Annotated in this window: 16 protein-coding genes; 6 read left to right on the top strand and 10 right to left on the bottom strand. The window is 45.9% G+C overall.

The window, feature by feature from the left end; all coding sequences use genetic code 11:
• Positions 1-11: 11 nt before the first annotated feature.
• Both EKG39_RS17465 and EKG39_RS17460 read right to left on the bottom strand, forming a co-directional pair.
• Entirely contained in the window at positions 12-965 is a 954-nt protein-coding gene (locus EKG39_RS17465; RefSeq protein ID WP_126507272.1) for a DmsE family decaheme c-type cytochrome, read from the bottom strand.
• Between the two features lie 782 nt (positions 966-1,747).
• Positions 1,748-3,478: an OPT/YSL family transporter gene (locus EKG39_RS17460; RefSeq protein ID WP_126507271.1), complete on the bottom strand. Its 1,731-nt coding sequence runs from the start codon at positions 3,476-3,478 to the stop codon at positions 1,748-1,750.
• Between the two features lie 295 nt (positions 3,479-3,773).
• Here EKG39_RS17460 and EKG39_RS17455 point away from each other — a divergent pair, with 295 nt between their 5' ends.
• A complete protein-coding gene (locus EKG39_RS17455; RefSeq protein WP_126507270.1) occupies positions 3,774-4,466 on the top strand; it encodes a TetR/AcrR family transcriptional regulator in 693 nt (230 codons plus the stop codon).
• A 639-nt stretch (positions 4,467-5,105) separates the two neighbouring features.
• Here EKG39_RS17455 and EKG39_RS17445 read toward each other — a convergent pair.
• From EKG39_RS17445 to EKG39_RS17410, 8 genes are all read right to left on the bottom strand, one after another.
• On the bottom strand, positions 5,106-5,726 hold the full coding sequence (locus tag EKG39_RS17445) for a TorD/DmsD family molecular chaperone (RefSeq protein WP_126507268.1): 621 nt from the start codon (positions 5,724-5,726) through the stop codon (positions 5,106-5,108).
• Between the two features lie 48 nt (positions 5,727-5,774).
• Positions 5,775-7,862: a hypothetical protein gene (locus EKG39_RS17440; protein ID WP_126507267.1), complete on the bottom strand. Its 2,088-nt coding sequence runs from the start codon at positions 7,860-7,862 to the stop codon at positions 5,775-5,777.
• A gap of 1 nt (position 7,863) precedes the next feature.
• A complete protein-coding gene (locus EKG39_RS17435; protein WP_126507266.1) occupies positions 7,864-8,481 on the bottom strand; it encodes a DMSO/selenate family reductase complex B subunit in 618 nt (205 codons plus the stop codon).
• A gap of 9 nt (positions 8,482-8,490) precedes the next feature.
• Positions 8,491-10,947, bottom strand: a complete 2,457-nt coding sequence (locus tag EKG39_RS17430; protein ID WP_126507265.1) for a molybdopterin-dependent oxidoreductase — start codon at positions 10,945-10,947, stop codon at positions 8,491-8,493.
• Positions 10,948-10,980: 33 nt separating this feature from the next.
• Positions 10,981-12,678: an MtrB/PioB family outer membrane beta-barrel protein gene (locus EKG39_RS17425; protein ID WP_126507264.1), complete on the bottom strand. Its 1,698-nt coding sequence runs from the start codon at positions 12,676-12,678 to the stop codon at positions 10,981-10,983.
• A 9-nt stretch (positions 12,679-12,687) separates the two neighbouring features.
• Positions 12,688-13,548 carry a DmsE family decaheme c-type cytochrome gene (locus EKG39_RS17420; RefSeq protein WP_126507263.1) on the bottom strand — a complete coding sequence of 287 codons (861 nt, stop codon included), beginning with the start codon at positions 13,546-13,548 and terminating at the stop codon, positions 12,688-12,690.
• A 597-nt stretch (positions 13,549-14,145) separates the two neighbouring features.
• Positions 14,146-15,159: a helix-turn-helix domain-containing protein gene (locus tag EKG39_RS17415; RefSeq protein ID WP_126507262.1), complete on the bottom strand. Its 1,014-nt coding sequence runs from the start codon at positions 15,157-15,159 to the stop codon at positions 14,146-14,148.
• A gap of 37 nt (positions 15,160-15,196) precedes the next feature.
• Positions 15,197-16,795: an SLC13 family permease gene (locus EKG39_RS17410; protein WP_126507261.1), complete on the bottom strand. Its 1,599-nt coding sequence runs from the start codon at positions 16,793-16,795 to the stop codon at positions 15,197-15,199.
• Positions 16,796-17,133: 338 nt separating this feature from the next.
• Between EKG39_RS17410 and EKG39_RS17405 the strand changes: the two genes are divergently transcribed.
• The 5 genes from EKG39_RS17405 (at position 17,134) to EKG39_RS17385 (ending at position 22,060) form a co-directional block, all read left to right on the top strand.
• Positions 17,134-17,769, top strand: coding sequence for a hypothetical protein (locus EKG39_RS17405; RefSeq protein ID WP_126507260.1), 636 nt, complete (start codon positions 17,134-17,136; stop codon positions 17,767-17,769).
• Positions 17,770-17,783: 14 nt separating this feature from the next.
• On the top strand, positions 17,784-18,254 hold the full coding sequence (locus EKG39_RS17400; RefSeq protein WP_126507259.1) for a CYTH domain-containing protein: 471 nt from the start codon (positions 17,784-17,786) through the stop codon (positions 18,252-18,254).
• Positions 18,255-18,270: 16 nt separating this feature from the next.
• Positions 18,271-19,596 carry a hypothetical protein gene (locus tag EKG39_RS17395; protein WP_126507258.1) on the top strand — a complete coding sequence of 442 codons (1,326 nt, stop codon included), beginning with the start codon at positions 18,271-18,273 and terminating at the stop codon, positions 19,594-19,596.
• Positions 19,597-19,879: 283 nt separating this feature from the next.
• Entirely contained in the window at positions 19,880-21,226 is a 1,347-nt protein-coding gene (locus tag EKG39_RS17390; protein WP_126507257.1) for an OprO/OprP family phosphate-selective porin, read from the top strand.
• A gap of 9 nt (positions 21,227-21,235) precedes the next feature.
• The gene (locus EKG39_RS17385) at positions 21,236-22,060 is read left to right on the top strand and encodes a hypothetical protein (RefSeq protein ID WP_126507256.1); all 825 of its coding nucleotides are present in this window, start codon (positions 21,236-21,238) and stop codon (positions 22,058-22,060) included.
• Positions 22,061-22,106 lie beyond the last annotated feature (46 nt).

Here is a 22,106-nt window from a genome sequence, read left to right as displayed (position 1 = left end):
ATTACTCCTGATTAGCGCTGCAGCTTGCTGCCGGCTGGGTGGTTGGAGCCATGGATCTGGCTATGGCAGTTGAGACAGCTCTTACCGCCGCCAAAGGCGTCACTTCCACCTTGCTGTACGACACGACTTGCATGGCCATCATCCATATGGCATTGCTGACACAGCTGCGGCGCTCTGTGAGTAAGCATGGCTTCATTCACGCTGCCATGGGGGTTATGACAGTTGGCACAATTTTCAGTAACCGGCGCATGCTCCCATAAAACTGGGCCACGTTTCTCGCCATGACAGCTATAGCAGGTGTCATTGACTGTGGTGTGGTTAAGTGCACTTTCACTCATCGAACCATGTGGGTTATGGCAATCGATACAGGTCATTTGATCCCATTTCATCGGATGGGATGAGCGCTTATTCATGTCTGATTTTTGCTGAGTATGACAAGAGGTACAGGTGTCATTGACCGTGAGTTGGTCCATTACCGGATCTTTGTCGGTGTGGATATTGTGACAATCGCTACAGGCCACCTCGTCTAAATTATGGCTGCTGCTATGCCATGCCATCTGCTTAGGATCGTTATGGCATCCCAGACAAACACTATTCTGACTCTGAGCTGGCAGCTTGCTCTCTTTACCGAAGGCGATCATAGGTTCCTTGCCGCCTTTATTGTGTTTACCTAGCGGGCCATGACAGGCTTCGCATTGCAGACCCGCCATGGGGGAGTTCGGTTGGCTCGTGTTCCCGTGTACGCCACCGAATATCGCCATGACCTTGTCATTTTTCTTATGACACATCAGGCAGGAATCGGCACCTTTCTTAGAATATTTACCCTGAGCAAATTTCTCCGCCAGTTGCTGTTCCAGTTGTTCACCAGTGAGTTGGTTCCAGGGGGCCGCCTGAACTGAGAGGGATAAGCACGCGAAAGCGAATATCCCACAAAGTAACTTAGTGATAATACATTTGTTCATCATCTTGGCCTTACGGTTAATTATTTTATAGTTTGGTAATGTTTGTGTTAATTGTTTTGCATTTAAATTGTAGTTTGAAATTTTAAAAATGCGAAGCTATTACTTAAGGGGTATTACGAAATGTGTGATTTTTAATTTAAAAATAATTTATGCGTGATCGAGATCTTTATTTAGGCTTGCCTTTTATATGTTTGGTTTGATATTTTTATAGCTATCGGTGGCGCTTTAACTTGTTGGTTTTGCTTGTGTTTTTTGTTTGGCTGGTGTCTTTGTTTAATATGTTTGATCTGTTTGCTTTATAAATGAGAATATTTTCAATATAATTTCTTTTATGAATACTTAGAATTATTATTCATATATATTATTATTAAATCAATGCCTATTAATGATTATTCACAACTCCGTTAATAACTTTAATTATGTTTTCATATTTATTCATAACTCAATTGATAATCATTATTGATTGAGGCTCGTAGTGACATATTGTTATTAGCATTTGACAGCTTTCATTTTACTTACTGGTTTGAGTTTTTATCTGTTGTTTTCTTTGAGCTTTATTAGAAGGCTCTAATTTTTGTGGTGACATGAAGTAGATTTCTGCGTTGCCGCAAACTGCTCGGCGAGAGGGCGTGTGGGGAGATGAGATGGCTAGCATTACTCTTAATGAGTGGTCGTATAAGGAGTCATCGGCATTCACCTTACAGGGGGTAAGTCTGCTTATTCAGGTTTCTTGAGTTAGCTATAGCTTGTAGGCTCCGTTTTAAAGAAGCTTATTTTTACTGATATTACTTAGATAGTAATAGCTGCCATAAAGAGCCTAACACTCCAGCAAGGCTCTCTCCTGCAATACAACCTGCCGCGATGGCCAGCAGGAATCGTTGAGACCAGCGCGGTGCTAACCGTCTCGAGCCCCAAGCTAATACTGCGCCGATAAATAGCATCATGCAGACTTGAGCCGGCAATACAAATGCCAGGCCCATTGCCGACATACTCGGAAGGCACCTGTGCCACTTCTCCTTCACGATAAGCAGAAGGAGTTCATTAATGGTGGCTGCTACAATCCCGACAAACATGGCATACCTTGCAGATTGTGGTATCGCCTCTAATCCATCGGTCAGGGCGATAGCAATGACCTTCCAGGTCGCGACGCCTGGTGCAGGCCACTGCTCGGTCATCAGTTGCTCGGCTGGATTGGGAATTAGCAACATGAAGATCCCGGCGCTGGTGAGACAGCCTACCAAGATCCCCATAGTCTGTGCGATAACCTGATGTCTTGGCTTGGTTCCCAGTATATGTCCGGCTTTAAAATCATTGAGCAGGTCCGTTGCCTGTCCCGCGGCGCCGCCAGCTACATTGGCTGTCATCAAGTTGGTCGTAACACTGCCAGGGCTAATTATCGAGAAAGAAAGTTGAGAGAGTTTTCCTAGCGCGCCGACTGGTGGAATACCCGTCTCGCCGACTACTTGTGCGGCAACGATGGCAAACAGGAAGGCGAGTGGGACAGCTAAAATTGCGGCGAACCAACTGATATCAAATAGCCATATCTGGAGAAAGACAATGACCGGGGTGACGGTGCCTAAAAGCAGAAACTCGGGTAAGCCCCACATAAGTGATAGACGTTTTTTTCTATCCGATTTAAATAGGGTTATCGCCGTTGTCGTTAAAGCAGAAGCCAGCATCATGGCGACGCCGGGCCAGACTAACCAATCTATGATGTAACTGAACCAGTTTTCATCGATTGGGCCCGCCTGTTCCCAGCCTTGGCCAAGAATATAGGGGCCTAGCCCAAGCCAAGCAATTAAGCAGCCAATAGAGAGACTGATAGCCGCCCTTGTACCTATGATGGCTCCGAAGGCCAGTAGCATGTAGGAGGGGTCGATAATAAATCCCAGATTTTTAGCACTTATGCTAGTACCAGCCATGACATTTTGACCAGGAATTGAAAACCCTAAGGGGATCTTATAGCTTACAGGAATAAATATTCTATGGCTGATGGTGACCGCCATGGCAGATAGCAGAGCAATGATTCGGTGACGTGCAATGCGCCCACTACTGAACATATCGGTGATCACCTCGGCCGTTGCAATACCGGCAGGAAACCGGAGACGTTCATTATTGAGCATGGCTGGGCGAATGGCTGAAGCGACGCAGATCCCAAGAAGACTGATGGCTATCATCCAGATCACCATGGGCCAATACTCAAACTGAGTATCGGTGAGAATGAGGTAAGCCGGGATGGGAGCGACAAGCCCTGCCGATATAGTTGCTCCGGCAGCCGAAGCTACTGTTTGCTGAATGTTTGTCTCTCTTGGGTCCCATGCTCTGCAACCTATGGTTGTTTCCACCGTTTTCCAGCTAACAAAACCAAGCAAGGAGGCCAGAACAGACATATTTATTGACCAGCCAATGCGAAGGGCCATATAGATGTTGCACAATACCAGCAGACTTCCGAGTGTCATCCCTGTAAGGATCGCTCGGATAGAAAGGGGCTGTGAAATGTTATTTGATGTTGGCATCGTCACTGATAATAAAATTTTTCTGTTAGTTGAACATAGACTATGGTGGATCGTGTCATATTCGAGTGGAATAAAACCCCGCTGCGTTCACATTACCTTGGCTTTATTTATGGATTGTGACTGATGTGGCGGCGAAAGTATGTTGATGTTTATACACAAGTTATACACTTGTGTGTATGGTTGTTGTCTTGTGTGAAAAATAGCGCATAAGATCACAGTCTACCTTATCTTGACTGGTTAACTATCTGTAGTTTGATACATTAGAAATGTATCAAATATAAGGCTAAATGAAGCAATGAGTAAACTAGAACGAGAGTCACGATTATTAGAGGTCGCAAGAGAGCTAATTCTTGAACATGGAATGATGTCGTTTAAGTTCACTGACATTGCTAAACGTGCGGAGGTGTCTCGAGCAACCTTATATAAATATTTTTCTGGTAAAGAAGATGTTTTAGTAAGCTTATTTGTCAGTGATGCTGGCAATACTTTGCAGATGTTACTAGATATTCAGGCCGATAAAACCTTAAACGATAGAGAGAAAATTTTACTCAGTTTATTGGCTCCTGTTGCGAGCTCAATGGAGGCGCTGAATCGTTCTGGTACGCTATTGCTCAGTGCTAATCCCGGTATATTTATGTTCGCGGGGGAAGCGCACCAAGCTAAGCTTGAGCAGATAGTTGCTCAGATCAGAGGGATCGTTTTAGAGTTTTGGGTTATACCTTTTAAACAAGGTCATATGAGAGTCACTCAAGAGCAATTCGAGGAGGTTATGGCATCGACATTTCCTTATCAAAGAGGATGTGTCACCATCCCTCAAAATGTCATGACTGTGGGTAAGCAGATCAATTACCCTCTGAAAAAAGTATTCGAAAACCTATTAAAATTAACAGAGGCATTAGATTGGTGTGAAGCGCATGCTAATGTCGATTATGAGAAAACTTTGATTGGTATAGGAAGGCACAAGAGAAACGAGATGATTGCATATTAGTTGTATGCCTAAACTGCAATATCACACCTCGGCTGATTTAAACTGGCAATAAGGTTAAGTGTGTTTTGTCTGTGGCCGTTTGTAAAAGTGATCTTAAACCTTCTGTTACCTAAGTCTACGCCTTTGATTATCAGGAAGTATGTCATCAATGACAGAGGTGTTAACCGTTAAGTACCTTAATATTGTCGAATAGATTCATTGGGTAGTGAAAAGAAAGCTGGCTCAATACTTAGAACTGCATAAACCGGAAAGCACTGCGTCGGTATCAGATAGCTCTATGTTGTCATACCATGCTAGTGACCTTACTCTCCGGAACAGACTCTATGAGGGAATGAAGTAATGGGCACTTTATTGCGGCCTTCTTAACGACATAAACCACTATATTCTGTACGTCATTCCTCTTACTCCCCATCGTGCACACCGCACTGCACATGCAGACATGTATGAAAGGTTCAATATCTACATCAGCACTGTAAGCCTCTTCGATGTACACTCGAGCCGAAGAGGATATATAGTTACTGGCAGTCCCGATAGTGACTTGCCCGAAGACTCTTGGATTTATATCAAGTGATCTGCTGATGTAATCCTCTATCCATTCCGCTACTCTACCGATCTTATATTGGAGCTTAATTGAGCCTACTACCCCCATAGGGTATGCTCTTTCACTATGATCCCATTAGCCTCAACTAACACATCTAGATAATCTTTAAGTAATAATCCCCACCCTAAGTAGAAGTTAGTTTTAGCGTGCTCAATCGTTAGCTCTGCCACTCGATATGCCCATGGTGCTAAGTGCTCAGCAACGACGGCTTGCAACTCAAAAGTCTTGTTTTGTTTAATGGTATATTCCACTAGTTGTAGAACCAGTGATAAGTGATCGATAGGCTGGTTATCACCATCAATGGTATTGATCGCTATACCTAGAGCATCGATGCGAGCTTGAAGTTTCTGAGTACTTGGCCCACACAACAGGTTATCTTCACTAAGGTAGTATGAGCCCCATAATGGGACTTTCATCTTACCAGGACCGATAAACAGCTGATTAAAATCGAGTCGTAGTTCAGGTAGCTGCTCACAACTGTATTGCTTCATGTAGTTGCTAATAAGGGCAACACCTTCGCTACGGGTTTTACTTTCAGTCAGTAATGGATAGCACTGGTTGAAGTCATATTCTTGATACATCTCCAGCATCTTATCACTAGGATCATGATACATATTGGCCGCTAAGATAGGGGTTATTTCTGCTAATGCGTTATTCATATTTACTCCGGTAAAAAAGGCGGCCAAGTAGCCGCCTTGAAGAGATGTCTACTTATCTAAGCTAGGCTCGTACTGGTAGAACTCAAGACCAGAAGTTGGGCCAACGTTACACCAAGTCGATGTACCAAAATACAGCTTATCGTCGATATCGACGACGTTACGGACACCGTTAGAACACTGGTTACCGAAACCGTTAGTGGTTAGCTTACGTGCCTTGCCATCGGCTTCGATCATCAGTAGATCGCCACCTGGAATAAACTCATCGGCTAGACCGTTCGCTTCCATCTCATTTTTTGTGTAATCGTACATCCACATAGCTGGGTTGTTAGCCATTTGGTTCTTCCACTCACGGTTCTGGAATACGATACCGTCGAATAACATGTACTCACCAGCATAGGCATTGAACAGTAAGTCATGAAGACCAGAGAATGCATCGAAGAAGCCCCAGAATAACTTGCCGTCTTTGGCAATCGAGGTCCAAGAGTAAACGTTACCCGGGTTGCCCATGCCGGCTTCGCCATGGGTAGGCTTCTTGCCTAGTAAGTTTGGTGTCGCTTTCCAGCCATTACCATCGTTAACCTGCATGGTCTCGTAGCCGTATAATAGCTCTACCTTAGAGGTGTCTCCTTCGCTTACCTCATCGATATTGTTAAGATCAATACGGAAGATAGAAGTCGCGCGCCATTCGTTGATCATAAACTCTTTGTGATTGATCTCTTTATTCGCATCAATGACAGAGTAATCGTGTGGGTCAAGACCTGTTAACTCGGTAAATAGCTCAGGATCTGCCTTAGCAAAATGCTTATAAGCCGCATCAGTGCCTTGATGGTAAGTACCGAAGTACATGTAGCCATCGTTTATCGCACTGGTTCCCCATTTGGCACCCCAGCGACCTTTAGTATCTGGGTCGTATTGATCCATACCGAAGACTTCGCGGAATGTTAATTGGTTCTCTACCGTGTAACCTGCAGTAGGGATAGGATCTGAGATCAGAATGACAGACTCTTTGTACTTATCGTTACGTACACCTTCTTTGTAGACAAAAGGATGCGCAGAAGCTGACATGATCAGACGCTCAGTACCATCGCTGTGGGTGAATTGACGCCAGTCACCAACCATACCGTATTGGACGCCATTGGCAGTTTCTTCGTTATCAAGTTGAGTCGATACCTTGCTCCAACCAGTGCTGGTTAGTGGGTCTGTACCTTCGATATTACCACCGGCAAACGGATCATCTTGTGTACCTACCCAGCGAAGTAGTTGAGTTGGACCGTCACCCGCTTGGGTCATCCCCGTCTCAGCACCAACAAGAGTGTAGAAACCAGTCGTGCCGTCTGGGTGCTCTAAGGTGCGGAAGCGACGAGTCGTGTCACCGACAATATCACGGTAGCCGATGAATGAGCGCTCCTTAGCATTGAATACGAATAGACGTAGACGCCCCTGATCGCTAGTCGTCTTCCAGTGTCCGGCAACAAACACTAGGTCGCCAACGGTACCCGCGGCGCGGAAACCATAGGTATTGTTGATTGGCTTGAATGCTTCGGTGAACTGAGGGCCGCCAGATGTCAGCATGCTCTCATTAATCACCTCTTTTTCGCCAGTGCGGAAGTTGTAGATGAAGATCTGTGATGGTGTGCCAGTCGTACCCGGTACCGAGCAACCAGTAGTCTCACTCTCAAAAGTGGTCAGCTCAATTGGCATGCCGATATTTTGGTATGGCCAGACACACCAACCGTTAGAGATGGTGCCCATCCATAACTCTTCACCATTTTCAGCGCTGTCATAGACAGTCGTGCCCCATGGGTAAGAAGCGTTACGCATCTCTTTGTATCCCGCAGGCATAGTATTTTCCCAGTCACGCAGAGGGTCGTACTCGTTATTCGGGCTGGTGGCGCTGTAGAATGCACCGTCTACAATAGTGCGGCCTGCATGTACAAATGGGCCATTTACTGCTGGTGGATCAGCTGGGTCGGTTGGATCTGTCGGATCGCCCGGCTCTGTTACTGGGCATTCATCAGGGTTTGATACCTCTGAGCCGTTTTCGCAGACATATATCGTATCTGAGTCGTCATCAGAACAGCCGGTAACCATAGCACCTGCAAGCAGGATAGCGACAAGAGAAAGTTTAGTATTCATGTTATACCTCGTTTGGATTTACTACAGAACCGGCGCCTGAACCCACAGGTTGGCCGTCTGGATGAACTCTAAGAATTAGATTTGGTTTGGTAATGCTTGCTGCCGGTAGTGGGGCTATTTCGGCCGTTTCACCGTATTTAGCACGCAACTCATCGATGGGACCAAAGTCCAGCGCACGATGGATGCAGCTATCGACACACATGGGTCGCTTACCTGCATTGAGACGGTCGATACAGCCGTCACACTTGGTCATCTTGCCTCGCTCTGCATCAAGCTGCGGTGCGTCATAAGGGCAGGCCTGAGCGCAAGATGAGCAGCCGATACAGATGTCGTCATGCACTAACACCAAGCCGTCTTCGATACGCTTATGCATGGCACCCGTCGGGCAAGCTTTAGTACAAGCCGGTGTATCGCAGTGGTTACACGAAATTGATGTGTAGTAGGCAAAGACGGATTGGGAGAACACTCCATTACCATTGTCGGTGCAGCTTCCGCCTGCATACTCATATACGCGGCGAAAGTTACGTCCTACATTCAGGTCATTCTTATCTTTACAGGAAACCATACAGGCCTTGCAGCCTGAGCAGATTGCTGTATCAACATAGAATCCTAATTGCATATTTTGCTCCTATGCCGAGTAGACTTTGACTCGGTTAGTATTAGAACGGAATGATTTAGCAACCGGGCTTGGCTTACTATCGGTCAAGGTATTTGCGCAGCCACCAACATCGATATCACCCTTCATTCGGCGCCATTGACCCTGAGGCATCGCCACTACGCCAGGGACAATGCGAGGGGTCACGCGGACGGTGATTTCAAGCTTGCCTCTGCGGCTTTCAACAATGACCTTTTGACCGTTGATAACGCCAATAGCGCCAGCATCTACGGGGTTTAGCCATAGGTGATGCTCTAGTACTTCATTGAGCCATGGGGTGCTGGCATGAATGCTGTGAGCACTGTGTTTACCGTGGTAGTTAATGCACTGCAGTGGATACTCAGAAGCGCTAGCATCCTCGTATGATTCATCACAGGCAAAGTACACTGGTAGTGGATTGATCTCATCGGTACCTTCGGCTTGGGATTGTTTACTCTCAAAATATTGTGAGTAGATCTCGATCTTGCCGCTGGGCGTGCCTAGCGGATTGGCTTCTGGGTCGGTGATGAAGTCGCGAATTTTCCCTACGTTTGCATGTTCAGGAGCTCGTTGGCGCTGTGGGCCGAAACTGACAAACTCCTCAAAGGTGTCACCTTGGATCCAAGGGTTACTCTTCTTAAATTCCGAGTAGACTTTGCGCACTTGATCTAAGTAGGTCATGCCACCATTGGTGAACTTGCTGCCTATACCCAGTTTATCGGCGATCATATGGCAGATGTCATAGGCAGGTTTGCATTCAAACATCGGCTCGACAGAAGGTGTGATGCCGTATGCATACATCAAAGAACCACAATCCATCTTGTTGTAGCTTTGGATTACATCGTACATCTCAAGCCAGCTGACTTCTGGCAGGATGATATCGGCGTACTTTGCCGATGCCGTCATATGTTGCTCAACTACAACCACGTAATCGACTAAGCTCTCGTCGTTAAGCAGACGGTCAGCTCGGTTAATATCGCCGTTCTGGTTTGCCAACATATTAGAAGATGCTAACCACAAGAAGCGCACGTTAGTATCTAGTGGCTTATCGGCTGTCATAAGTTCAGGATCTGAGTAGCGAACGTCATGGGTGCTTGGCTTCATCTGAGTGCCGAACTCGATGGCATCTAGATGCGATGCAGCAGGAATCGTCACGTCCATGATTTTCATGTTCATGAGATCTTGCAGCGTATCTGCTGGCATCATGGCGTAATGAGACAGGCCGCCGTTACCTGGTGTACCGCCATGATTCATACCATCACCGGAGATCTTACCGACCAGTAGCGGTAGCATCATCACTGCGCGTGCATTATTCTCACCGTTGCCTTGACGTTGCGGGCCGAAACCTTGGGTGACAAATGGTGCCGATGCAGTGCCAATCGCTTCTGCTATTTCACGGATCTTCTCGGCCGGAATGCCACAGATCCCTTCGGCGCGTTCCGGGGTCTTAGCAATGCCATCGGTGACACCAGTGATGTATTCAACATACTTATCGTGGCCATAGGTGTACGCCTCAAGGAAGGGGATATCAGCGTATCCATCTTCTATTAGTACGTTTGCGATTGCCTCACACAATGCTGCATCAGTACCGGGGCGGATAGGTACCCACTCATCAGTAGCTGTTACCGCAGTATCGGTGAATCTTGGGTCGATGTAGTAGGTCTTGAAGTTGTTTTTCTGCTTAACATTCAAGTATTCATAACCAGAACCAGCACCACCTAGGCGAGCTTCCATTGGATTGTAACCGAAGCAAACCATAAGGTCGCTGTCTTCCAAGCTACGTAGGCTAGAGCCTGTGTTCCAGAACCCGACAGTATCGCCGGTGTTAGATGCTAGGTAGCCGTACATGCCGGCAGAACCTTCACGATACTGAGATGCAGAGTAATCGTTATGGAAGAAGAGGCATCCGCCTGCCATATTCAATAGGCGTACGCTTGATTGAGTCACACCAGTGTTAAGATCGTGAGAACCGCCACCAAGAGGCATGAATATAGCGTTTTTACCGTATTCTGCGTAAGTTTTTTGTAGCGCTTCGGCAACACTGGTTACCGCCTCCTCCCAGCTGATTCGTACGAACTCATCTGTGCCTCGGCGCCCTACGCGCTTCATTGGATATTTGAGACGATCGTGGTTGTAGACCTTCTGACGCATAGAGCGGCCACGAGGGCAGGGGCGAATCTCGTGGTCGAAGTTATCCCAATCGTCCGTAGCCTTGCCTTCAGTTTCGATGCGCGTGATCACGCCATCCTTACTGTGTACCTTTAAAGGACATGCCTGCCAGCAGTTAGTGGCGCATGAACCCCATGTAATACCTTCTCCTACCGGAGGGAGTATTGGTTCAGTTGGGGTCGGCAGAGGGTCACTGGCACTGCTGCTTTCGCAGCCAGTAACAGTTGCTACTGCAGCTGCAGCTGCAGCTGCAGTGAACTTAAGAAACGTGCGACGTTCCATAATTATTACCTCAAGTTTATGGCCTTATGGCCCTTACAGCTTAATTGTGAAAAATGCACCGATCTTATGGTCGGTGTAATTCTGATCGAGGTCCTCAATGGTGTTGATGGCATCAATCGATTGGTTGGCGTAGTTCGTGTCGTAGTGACGCTCATAGGTGTATGCGAAACGAGTTGAGAAACGCGCATTTATGCGGTAATCCATATGGATTTCTGCAAGATGTTGGTACTGGTAGTAGTCACCCATTTCGGTGCTATCGACCGAGGTGTCACTGCCGGAGAATGAGAAGGTGTAGGAGGTGCCTATTGCCATATCTTCATTGATTCGGTACTGATTAAGCCCAAAGCCGAAGTAGGTAAACTCATCACTAACCGTGGGGTTGTGTAGCTCCAGGCTATCGATAGTCTGGGTACCGGCATAGGCGTTGAGCACCAGCTGGTCATTGAAGCGGTAGAAGCCGTCGACGTTGACCGACATCTCATCAGACTCTTTCAGTGCTGAGCTATTGCTGTACTTATCAGTGGCGATGCTGACTTTAAGGTTGGCACCGTAGCTATTTTGGCTGTAACCCAAGCCAAGCTCAGTGCTGAGACGGTCCCTGTCTGCCAGATAGTATTTCTGGAAGATGTCCTTATCGATACGGTAGTCAGAGCCCGTGCGTTCGCTACTGGTGAACTTAATGTGAGAATTAAGTGAATCGTAGCGATAGTCGATACGGGCAAAGACCTCACTCTCTTGGGTCTCCTCACGGTCGCTATCGGAGCGGGTGCGGTCATTTTGCTCGAAGCCTGAACTGAACTTAGCGCCGCCTAAACGGTAGCTGGCATCGACGCCGTAGCGAGTTTTGCTGGTATCGATTGGTGTGTTAATCGCATCGAAAAATTGATAAGAGCCACTGACATTGTCGCGGTCACTGTAGCTGTAAAAACCAGCTACCTTGATACCTGCAAAGCGCGAGCTGATGCGGGCGTTGTAGTCCAGGATTTCGACTTCGCCATCGAAGTTTGAGATAGGCACCAACGAGTTTTCCTGCTCGATAGCCTCGTCCTGAATCATCTTGCCTGAGGCTGCGCTAACACTTAGGCGTGTGTTTCCGTAGTTAAGACCGGCTTTTACACTGGTTTGTTGAGCGCTGTTATCGGCGTCGATACCGATATTGTCGGTAAAGTCAGAATTAAAGGCGGCAACACCAAGGCTCCAAAAATCACCATGTAGCTGCAGGCCGGCGTTCACCACCTGAGTCGTGTGATCGATAGTCTCTAGATAGTTAGTCGGCTTAGGGTCAACCACAGAGCCGATACGCTGGCCTTGCTTGTCTTCACTACTTGCTTTAACAAAGGCTGTGACAAGCTGAGTCTGATACTTCGCACCGGCAGATAACTGCTGACGTTCGGTGCCGATATCGTTATCGTCGAGGTTCCAGCGGTTAACGTAAGCGAGCTCCAGAGCGAAATCACCGAGGTTAGCAGCGGCTCTTAGGTGACCATTATCGGCGCCGGCCTCGACTGCATTTATGCTGTAGTTGGCACCTTTAATATCGGCGCTAGCGCCGTACTGAGTGTCTAAGTGACTACGTTGTTCGGTTATAACACCGACGGTGTTAGCGTGTTCGGTGGCGACACAACGCTTACAGGCGTAGTCTTTTTCAATGTCTTGGGGGACAGCGAAATTTGCTGCGCTGGCATTGGCTGACATGACAGCCAATGCCACTAAAGTGAGTTTAGCGTTCATCATCTACTCCTACTTCTCAAACAAGTGGCCAGAAGGGTGGTTCGAGCCATGTATCTTGCTGTGACAGTTCATGCAAGATTGGCCTTGAGTGAAGCCATTTAAGCTGTTGTGAACATCACCCGGGTGACCGGCCTGGTAGTGACAGCTCTGACATAGCTGAGGTGCACGGCTATTAAGCAGGTTGTCGTTTACCGAGCCATGTGGGTTGTGACAGGTGGTGCAATCTTCTGTGACTGGCGAGTGCTCCCACAGCGCTGGTCCACGCTTCTCGGCATGACAGCTGTAACAGGTGTCATTGACAGATAAAGGGACCTCTTCATGTGGATTGTGGCAATCGCCACAGGTTAGGTTGTCGAGGTGAGTCGAGCGCTTAAATTGAGCGGAATCTTGCTGACTGTGACAGCTGGCACACTGAGCTTGCGGCTGTTTAACCTCTATCTGAGTCTGGTGAATGTTATGACAATCACTGCATGCTTGGTCATGGAACGGTGTGTGCTCCTGACTGTGGCAAGATTCACATACGCTGTTGCGCCCCTCGACTGAGAGCTCGTCACCGAAGGTGAGCATCGGCTCATTCTTACCCTTGTGCTTTCCTTGTGGACCATGACAGGCTTCACATTGAAGACCGGCCATTGGGCCCTCGTTGGTATCACCGTGTGGCGTATTGAAGATTGCCATAACGGATTGGGATTTTTTGTGGCACATAAGACATGTGTCAGCCCCCTTTTTAGAGTATTTAGCCTCCGCGAATTTATTGACCAGTTGCTGCTCTAAAGGAGTAGTAGGTTTATTTGCCAGTGCACTTGGCACATAGAGGGCCGTAGCGGCGATAAACGCGGTTAATAGTCCGATTTTTTGTAAGATTCTCATCGCTTTTCTCACACTCATAGTTTCATAAAGAAACGGTATTGATGTTTTTGTATTCATTTCGGGTTAATTATATTGACAGGTGTCTGTTTTTGGTGTGATCAAGATCTCACGACTGTGTACAGGTGTGTATCTGGGTGTCGATATTGAAACGTGGCTTGGAAGTTGAGTGGTTTTTGTGAGCTAGGTCCATAGTTTTGATGATAATTAAAATCGTTTACTTGTAGGCTGTTAACTTGATCCTTGCTGCTTGTCACATTTTTGAATTGGTTTATGATCGGCAGAGCAAGTTGGTGGTACGGAATAGTAATCGTGTTGACAGGTGTCTTTTTGTGGGCGCAATCTGAATTGGCTTTTTGTTATTTCCCCGATTAGTCCTATCTGACGTTTGTTATGGGTATTGGATATGGATCGTGTGATCTTTAGACATTCTCACCTCCTCCCTGCAGCTGGTGGTGAGGTCACACGATCTTTTTTTATTTGTTTTTAGAGGGGATGAATACTAATAGATTGGAAGTAATTCTAAAGGCTTTATCGTTTTCAAAAGTAGCCGCCTTAACTTATTTTCATCTAGCTAGCGTTATATATTTGAGTCGAAGCTTATCGGTAAAGATGACGGCTGAGCTCTATCACCTCAATGGCCGTTTTCCCTAATGTATACCTTCCGGCAATCGCATATTGATGGTTGTAGCGCTTAAGCCATTTTTGCAGGTTGTCGTTTAAGACTTCTATGTCTGATACCTTGTTATTCTTTAAGAATGGGGCGTAGAACTCACTTTGAGCCAGGCTATGAAATCTGGCGGCGAGACCATTAACGATAGGCCCATTATAAGCCCTTTTCTGAATATGATTAATCGCGGTTTCCTGAAGCAGGCTCTGAAATGGCTGACTATGTTTGCCGCTAAATTCGGCGCCCCTATCGGTTAGAATACTATTGATGGGAATACCCTGCTGCTTATACCAGGGGAGTACCTGCGTGCGGAGAAAGTCAGAGGATATTGCTGAGCTCTTTTCCAGTGTTATCTGCGCATGCGTGTATTGGCTATAGGCATCCATGCAGGTGTGTTGATAGACTGTGCCCAGCTCCGGAATATTGCCAACTTTAAATGTATCCTGTACGCAGATATCACCGGGACTCTGGCAGTCCAGGGCCCCTTCCTCTTGTTGAAGTTTGCAGGATTTTTCTATCTGATGCTGAGCGTTAAAGTTAAGCTCATTTTGCTGTCGCAGGCGACTGTTTAAGGCGATAAATCGATTGTGCTTAGTTTCAAGGTTATGCCGTAACCAGATGGTTCGCACCCCGCTGGGGGATATGGTACATCCCCTCGCGGTTAACAGCTCTGCTACCTTGGCTTGGCCATAGTTAGGGTAATCGAGTGCGATCTCTATGACCTGATCTTCCACTTCCTGTGAGACCCGATTCTTGAGTGTGATCTTCTTTCTCGATAGGTTATGCAGGCCCTGTTCGCCGGCATTCTCATACTGCTTCTTAAAGCGGTAGTAGCTGTCTCGGCTGTAACCCATCATGTCGCAGGCTTTACTGATACTCCCCAGCTCTTTGGCTAGCTGTAATAGCGCCAGTTTGCTTCGGATATCATTATGATTTGAATACATATCAGTTAACTCTGCAGCTTAAAATTGACCGCTTCATCTACCAGAACACACCATTGGGTGTGTAACCTAACCAATGAAACCAGGTTTCGCCTAAGACGACGCTGCCGATCCAGCCGATGGTGAGCATGGTAATACCGAACTTGAATGTGTCACTCAGGCTGTATTGATCTGTGGAGTAGAGGAGTAACGCAGGCTTACTGTTAAAAGGCAGTACATAGACATGCTCGATAAGCAGTGCAACGGGCAGGGCCAGGCTCATAATGGGGTAGTCAAATCTTTGCGCTATGCCTATCGCAATGGGAACGAATAACATGGTTCGCATTGTCTTTGATTGAAAGACGAGTGAGCTGAACAGCATTGCTCCGGTAAGACCTATATAGAAGACGGAAAATGGCGTGTTGTCACCCAGGCCAAAATATTCTAAACCGAAATTTACCGCAAGATTAGGCAGATCCGTTTGTTTAAATCCGGCACCAAGGGTATATGCACCAGCAGAGAAGAGTAGTAGATGCCATGGAACGTCGACCTGATTCCAGTTGACCACACCGATACGCGGGGATAGGGCTACGATGGCGCCGATAAAGGCGACAGCTGTAGCGCTGATGCCATGGTGTTTATCCGTGGCCCAAAATACCAGAATGGTGATAAAGATAACGAGTGCCTTTATCTCTCTGGTAGAGATGGTGCCCATCTTATCCAGCTCTTTTTTCAAGCGATCCATACCGCCTTCAATTTGAGGAAGATGTTCCTCCGGAGAGAGTGGGAAAAAGACTTTTGTCGCTAACAGCCAGCCTACGATGATCATGCATATGACGATAGGCAGGGCGACAACCATCCAATCGGCAAAGAAGAAACTGCCACCGATAGCACCGGCAATCAGGCTGGCTGCGAGCAGGTTTGCGCCAGAGCCTGTGACAAATGCGCCGGCACAGAGGTTAATCTGCAGCAGATTTTGAAGTACCAGGTTTCTGCCGAAGTTATTCTTGTTGTCTCCACCGGTGGCGCCATATACCGCGGCGATAACCATAAAGATTGGCATGAGGATCGCGGCTTTAGCCGTTGTTGCCGAAATGAATGCCGACAAGACTAAGTTGATGACCATAAAGCTATAAAAAATCGGTGTCGCGCTGGTCGCGAATCTACAGATAAACCACAGGGCAAAGCGCTTGGCTGCGCCGGAAGCAACTAGCATAGATGCCAATATAAAAGAGAGAATATTCAGCCACATAATAGGGTGGCCGAGTTGAGCGTAAGCCACTTTTTCCGGCAGAACTCCCGTAAGTACCATAGTGATAATGACGATTAGGGAGGTTAAATAATTCGGAATGGCTTCCGTTATCCACAAGATGATGGCGGCGCAAAAAATGGCGAGCATGGCCTGCCCGTGCCAACTAAATTCAACATTACCCACATCAAGAAAGTGTTTAGAGGCGGTGGCACTGAGAGTCGAAGGATCGAAGCTGGTAAGGAATGTAGAGGGGTCACCGACGAGCAGATAGATAAATGCGGCAATAGCAATCCAGATACCCGATTTTTCCAGCCATTGCTCAAATTTGCTCTTATTCCGTATCGGTAGTTTTTCCATTCGATACTGGTTCATGTCTAATGGATCGACATGTGCTTTTTTTTTGTTCATACCAGCCTAGCCTCTATGACTTATTTTAATGTATTTAAACTGTAACGATAATCCCGCCTTAAAAACACGATCGAGATCAATATTCTAGCTAGCTAGTTTTTATTTAATCTTTTTGTGTTTCACTTTTCAATTTAATGCCACCTTATAAGTCATTGATTTTTTGTGGCAAAGTTTTTAGTTGAATTGTTTTTGCTTGGTGCGTGTCAGATCAAGTTAAAACTTTTGTGTTCGTAAGTTTGATCTAGATCGTGTTTTTTGAAGCGGTTAAAGAATAACATGTATCTCGTTCATCAACACTATTCATCAACATTCATAAAACAATTTTGGAAGGGAAAAACATGTCTGAGTTAAAAATTGGAGAGATATCCAAGCCACGCTTCGAGTTTCGCACGTTTGGTCAGGATTTCAGCGTAGCAGCGGAGCGTATGGCTCGTTTATCGGTTCCTGTACCTGAAAAAGTTTGGCGTCGTGAGAGTGATGAGATCTATATCATGTCGCGTACCAATGACCTTAATAATACGAAAATCCGTGATGGAAAGATGGATGTTAAAGCTTATGTGCAAACCATTGATGGTCTTGAGCAGTGGGATCCAAAACTGAAAGCGGAATTTCCTATCTCGAAATCACAGCTGGTTGAGGAAATTTTCCCTGCCTTTATGGTTGAAATTCCGGCACTCGCTAAGCAAGAGTACTCTTTCGAAGAATTTATCTCGATTATCGATGCTCATCCGGATCTGCAAGCGGTTAAGATCCACAAAGAGCGTTATGGCTACATGGTAAACAACACTATCTGTGAAGTTGCCAATGTACTGGTCAATGGTGCCAGCATCGTGAGTGTAAACAGTGAGTCTGTAGAGCTGGATGATATTAAGAAGACAGTTGCAGACCTTCGTTTAGAGGGCGTGGAAAATATCAATTATTTACAAGCCATCAAACGTGTGATCGGCATGAAAAATCTTCCATTGGCAAACTAATAAGGGGTTAACAAATGGCGCAGGAAATAGAACGTAAATATCTGGTAAAAAATGATAGCTTTAAAGGTCAGGCCGTAAAGGCTGTGCGCATTATTCAAGGCTATTTGAGCAGTGTTCCTGAGCGTACCGTTAGGGTTCGTATCAAGGGAGATAAAGGCTTCTTGACTATCAAGGGAATAGGCAATGAATCCGGTGCTTCCCGTTATGAATGGGAAGAGCAGATCCCTACGGCAGAAGCCGAAGAGCTGCTGAAGATCTGTGAGCCTGGCGTTATCGATAAGACACGTTATTTAATTGAGCATGCAGAGCATATTTTCGAAGTCGATGAATTTTATGGCAGTAACGAAGGCTTGACGGTTGCCGAGGTTGAGCTCACCGATGAAGCGCAGACTGTCGATAAGCCTGAGTGGGTAGGTGAAGAGGTGACCGGAGATGTTAAGTACTACAACTCTATGCTTATGAAGCAACCTTATACTCAGTGGTAATCAGGGCTATATAAATATGTTGTCGCTATCAATTGCCGATCAGTACCATTTGAAGATATCTGTCGAAATACCTCCTGAGCTCAAGAGTCTGCAATGGAAAGTATTCTTCTTCTTCCCTGCAAAACTGGCACAGCATAGCGACAGCATGAGTAGCGCACTGTTTTATCGTAATCTGCTGCAGCAGCAGAGGTTAGTTAAGCTCGAAGCTGTCACCCATCAGGGTGTTAAGCATGATTTACTGATTCTCAGGAAAACAGCTTATGCGGTGGCCAAGGTTAACAAAACCCTCTATCGAAGTGCATTAGCCGATTTTGTTGCGGCCAGTTTGGAAATGCTTAACGAAAAGAGCGGTGCTGAACTGCTGGATTTCGCTAGATACCTGGATAAATTTCATCAAATACATGACGATGAAGAGCGCTTGTCTCAGCGTAAACTGTTTAAACTTGCCGATCACCTCCTCCTTTATCACTATCATCAAGCATTGTTAAAAGCGAAGCTCAGCGCGACTAGAGAGGAGAAAGCGCAGTACTCCTTGAGGATAAAAAATCTCACTGCCTATGCGGAAAGGGAAAACCATAAGTTAACCCATGATACCGAGTTTGGCCGGGAGAAGTTATTAGACCGCTTACAGCTTGCTCAACGAATTATTAATCGCCCCTATCAGCTGAGGCGCAAGATGCTGAATAGCAGCGTGTTAGCCGAACAGCTTATTTTTGGATTTGCCGCTGCGTTTGCCATGGCATTTGCCACGGCTGCTGCATTTATTACCCAGAGGGCGTTCGGTAACTTTTCAACGCCCTTCTTTTTCTCTTTAGTTCTGTCATATATTTTTAAGGATCGCATTAAGGAGTTGGGAAGGAACTACCTGATGGAGAAATACTTCGCCCACTATTTTCAGCATCATTATCGTTTTTATAAAGGAAGTGATTCGGAAGTGGTGTTTGATGCGAAGGAGACCCTGTATCGGCAGAATAGCGGAAATATGCAAGGCTTGCTGAAGAAGGTGCGCAAGGCTTTCTCCTCCTCCGACAGTGGCGCATTTAAAGAGGCGCTTGTATATCAGAGAAGCTATATGGCTCATTTGAAAAAACAGCAAGGCATATCAAGTAAGTTTGTTGATAATCTTACACTGAATCTAAGTGGTCGATTGCGTTCACTGCCAAGGGTTATCAGACGACACTGGAAGGAGGCTGATAGAAATATTCAGGCCGTAAACGTTGAGCAGGTGCATCCAATCTATCTGGCGTTTGAGGTAAAAACGGATGCCGGAATAACCCATAAGCTGTATAAACTAACCGCCAGCAGGAAGGGAATTCATGCATTGACTGAGGCGGTTGAGTAATAACGTCTGCGTCTATAGCTTTTGCAGGTAAGTGCTTACCCTCTGACTTGCTTGCTGTGTGTTATGGTCAATAAGCAGTGCTATCTACGCTCAATAACATGACTTTACTGGAATGCTATACGGATAAGATAAAAAATATAAAAACGATATTTGTACGATTAGATCGAGATTAGTTGAGCTGGATCACTTTATGTTCTCGTCAGTAGTCGTAACCTATCAATAATGAAAAATAAACAAAATTTGATCATGTACGTATAAAAATAAACTAATCGAGGATGTTCTCATGGCTAAAGCTAATGTTTCACGAATCTCAATTGTTGCGCTTGCTGTTTCTGCTTCACTTCTTTGTTTCTCTGCCAATGCTGCCGCGTCTGAAAAAGAGCGAATTACCGAGCTGGAAGAGCGACTCGATATGCTCGAAGTTGAGCTTATCGAAGCTAAGGATGCTGCTTCACAGGTTGACCGGGTTAAATTCTCTAAGAGTTCACCCAGTCCTGAACTTATCAGTAAAGATGGCCGCTCGACTCTGGAGTTTAAGGCTCGAATTCAGACTGATTTCGTTAGTGCCGATGAGATGTATACCGGTAGTAAACGCGAATACGAAGATTCATTTAATGAAGCTAGCATCAGACGCATTCGCTTTGGTTTAGAAGGCTATTTCTCAAATGTATGGGAATACGAATTAGAATTTGATTTTGATGGTGTATCAGAAGTTGAAGTTAAGGATGCGAACATTGCCTATAAGGGGTGGGATAACTCTCAATTGACTTTAGGTTTCCAAAAGTTTGCTTTTGGTTTAGAAGCCACAGGAAGCTCTGCTCACCTGGCATTCTTAGAGCGTGCAGCTACAGATACCTTCTCTCCTGATCGTGCACTCGGTGCTCAATGGCGTTATGTAGGCAACAATTATAACGTCACTTTAGGTTATGGAGTTAACGCAGGGTTCGATGATGACGATTTGAACTTTAAACAAGACATATTCAATGGTCGTATCACTTCTGCGGTTATAGATAACGGTGAGCACCTGCTTCATCTTGGTGCCAGTGCACTATTTATAAATAATAACGAAGCAATTGAAGAGACACGTTATCGTGCGAGACCCAATACTAAGGCCAGTGGTAGAACGATTGATACAGGTAAGTTTGATGCCGAGTCACTTCAACATTTTGGCGCCGAGATCGCATACCAGTACAGTAATGTTCTGCTTCAAGCTGAATATGTAACAGGGATGGCCGATCAGGTGGATGAGCCAGAAGTGACGGTAGATGCATACTATCTCCAAGCCATCTATACCCTAACCGGCGAAGCTTGGAAATATAAAGGAAAAAGTGGCAAGTTCAAGACGGTTAAACCTGACAATGCTATCTCTGCCGGCGGTTATGGTGCATGGGAACTGGCAGTAAGAGTGGACCAAGCCAATTTCGACGATGTTGAAGCCGGTATATATGGTGGTAAGAAAACTGATTACGTTCTTGGGGTTAACTGGTACCTGGAGAACAATTTAAAAGCTCAATTTAATTATGTGCATACGACTGCCGATTACAAGAAGCCCTATGAAGATATCAATGGCGATATGATGTATGACCAAGATGCTAATATTTTCCAAGCTCGTTTGCAGTTTGCATTCTAAGGTGACCTTATGAGAAACAATTTATTGTTAATTGGTTTAGTTAACCTTTGCCTCAGCTCAAGTGCTTACGCCTTGTCGCCGGGGGAGTTCACATCACTCGAGTATCACGTCAATACTGGGGTCGGTAAGACTTTACCCTATGCAGCTAAAGCGCAGACATCATCGTTTAAGCAGGCATTTGATTTTATCAAGTTTGATGACGAGTTATCACAAAAACTCGTGACCTATATTGATACGCCTGACAGAGCCTTTAAGGCTGAAAGTATTCAAATTCGCGTACGTGAGCATATTACTAAGCCGCGTAAGAGTAAGATCACGGTTAAGTTGAGAGCTAAAGATCCCCAAGGGTTTGGTGAAGTTTCCAACTATAAGAAGGCCGAGGTCGACTATACCGAAGGTAAGGCGGCGTATAGTGTCAGTTATGATATCCCCTACTCGCCAGGAGATATCGACGTAAAAAAATTGGATATGGAACTCGTTTTCAACTTGTTGAAAAAGAACAAAGTTGTCTGGGATATGCTTGGTCCAATTTATGAAAGCAATAAGCAACAGTTTATCCAGACTGTAGTGATGCGTACTAATGAATGGGAAGGAACCCTGAAAGATGACCGCTTCAGTAATCTGGAAATTGACTTCCAACTCTGGACACCCTATTACCGTAAACCGCGGGTAACATTTACCGAGTTTTCCTTTAAGGGGCATGTGAGTGACAAGGCGAAGCTTGAGGAAGCGTACCAGTTCCTCTATCAGAAGGTACAAGAGGTTGGCTTTTCTAGTGGTCATCAAGGCTCCAAAACCAAAGCAACATTCAAAATGACGGAGGGATTTAAGTAAGTCCTTCCCTGAAGGTCAGGTAAGCTCCCAATTCCTGCCTGACCTT

The organism is Shewanella atlantica (genome assembly GCF_003966265.1).
Classification (GTDB): Bacteria; Pseudomonadota; Gammaproteobacteria; order Enterobacterales; family Shewanellaceae; genus Shewanella; species Shewanella atlantica.
Note: the sequence above shows the minus strand (reverse complement) of the source record. Positions and strands in the feature narration are given on the sequence as shown.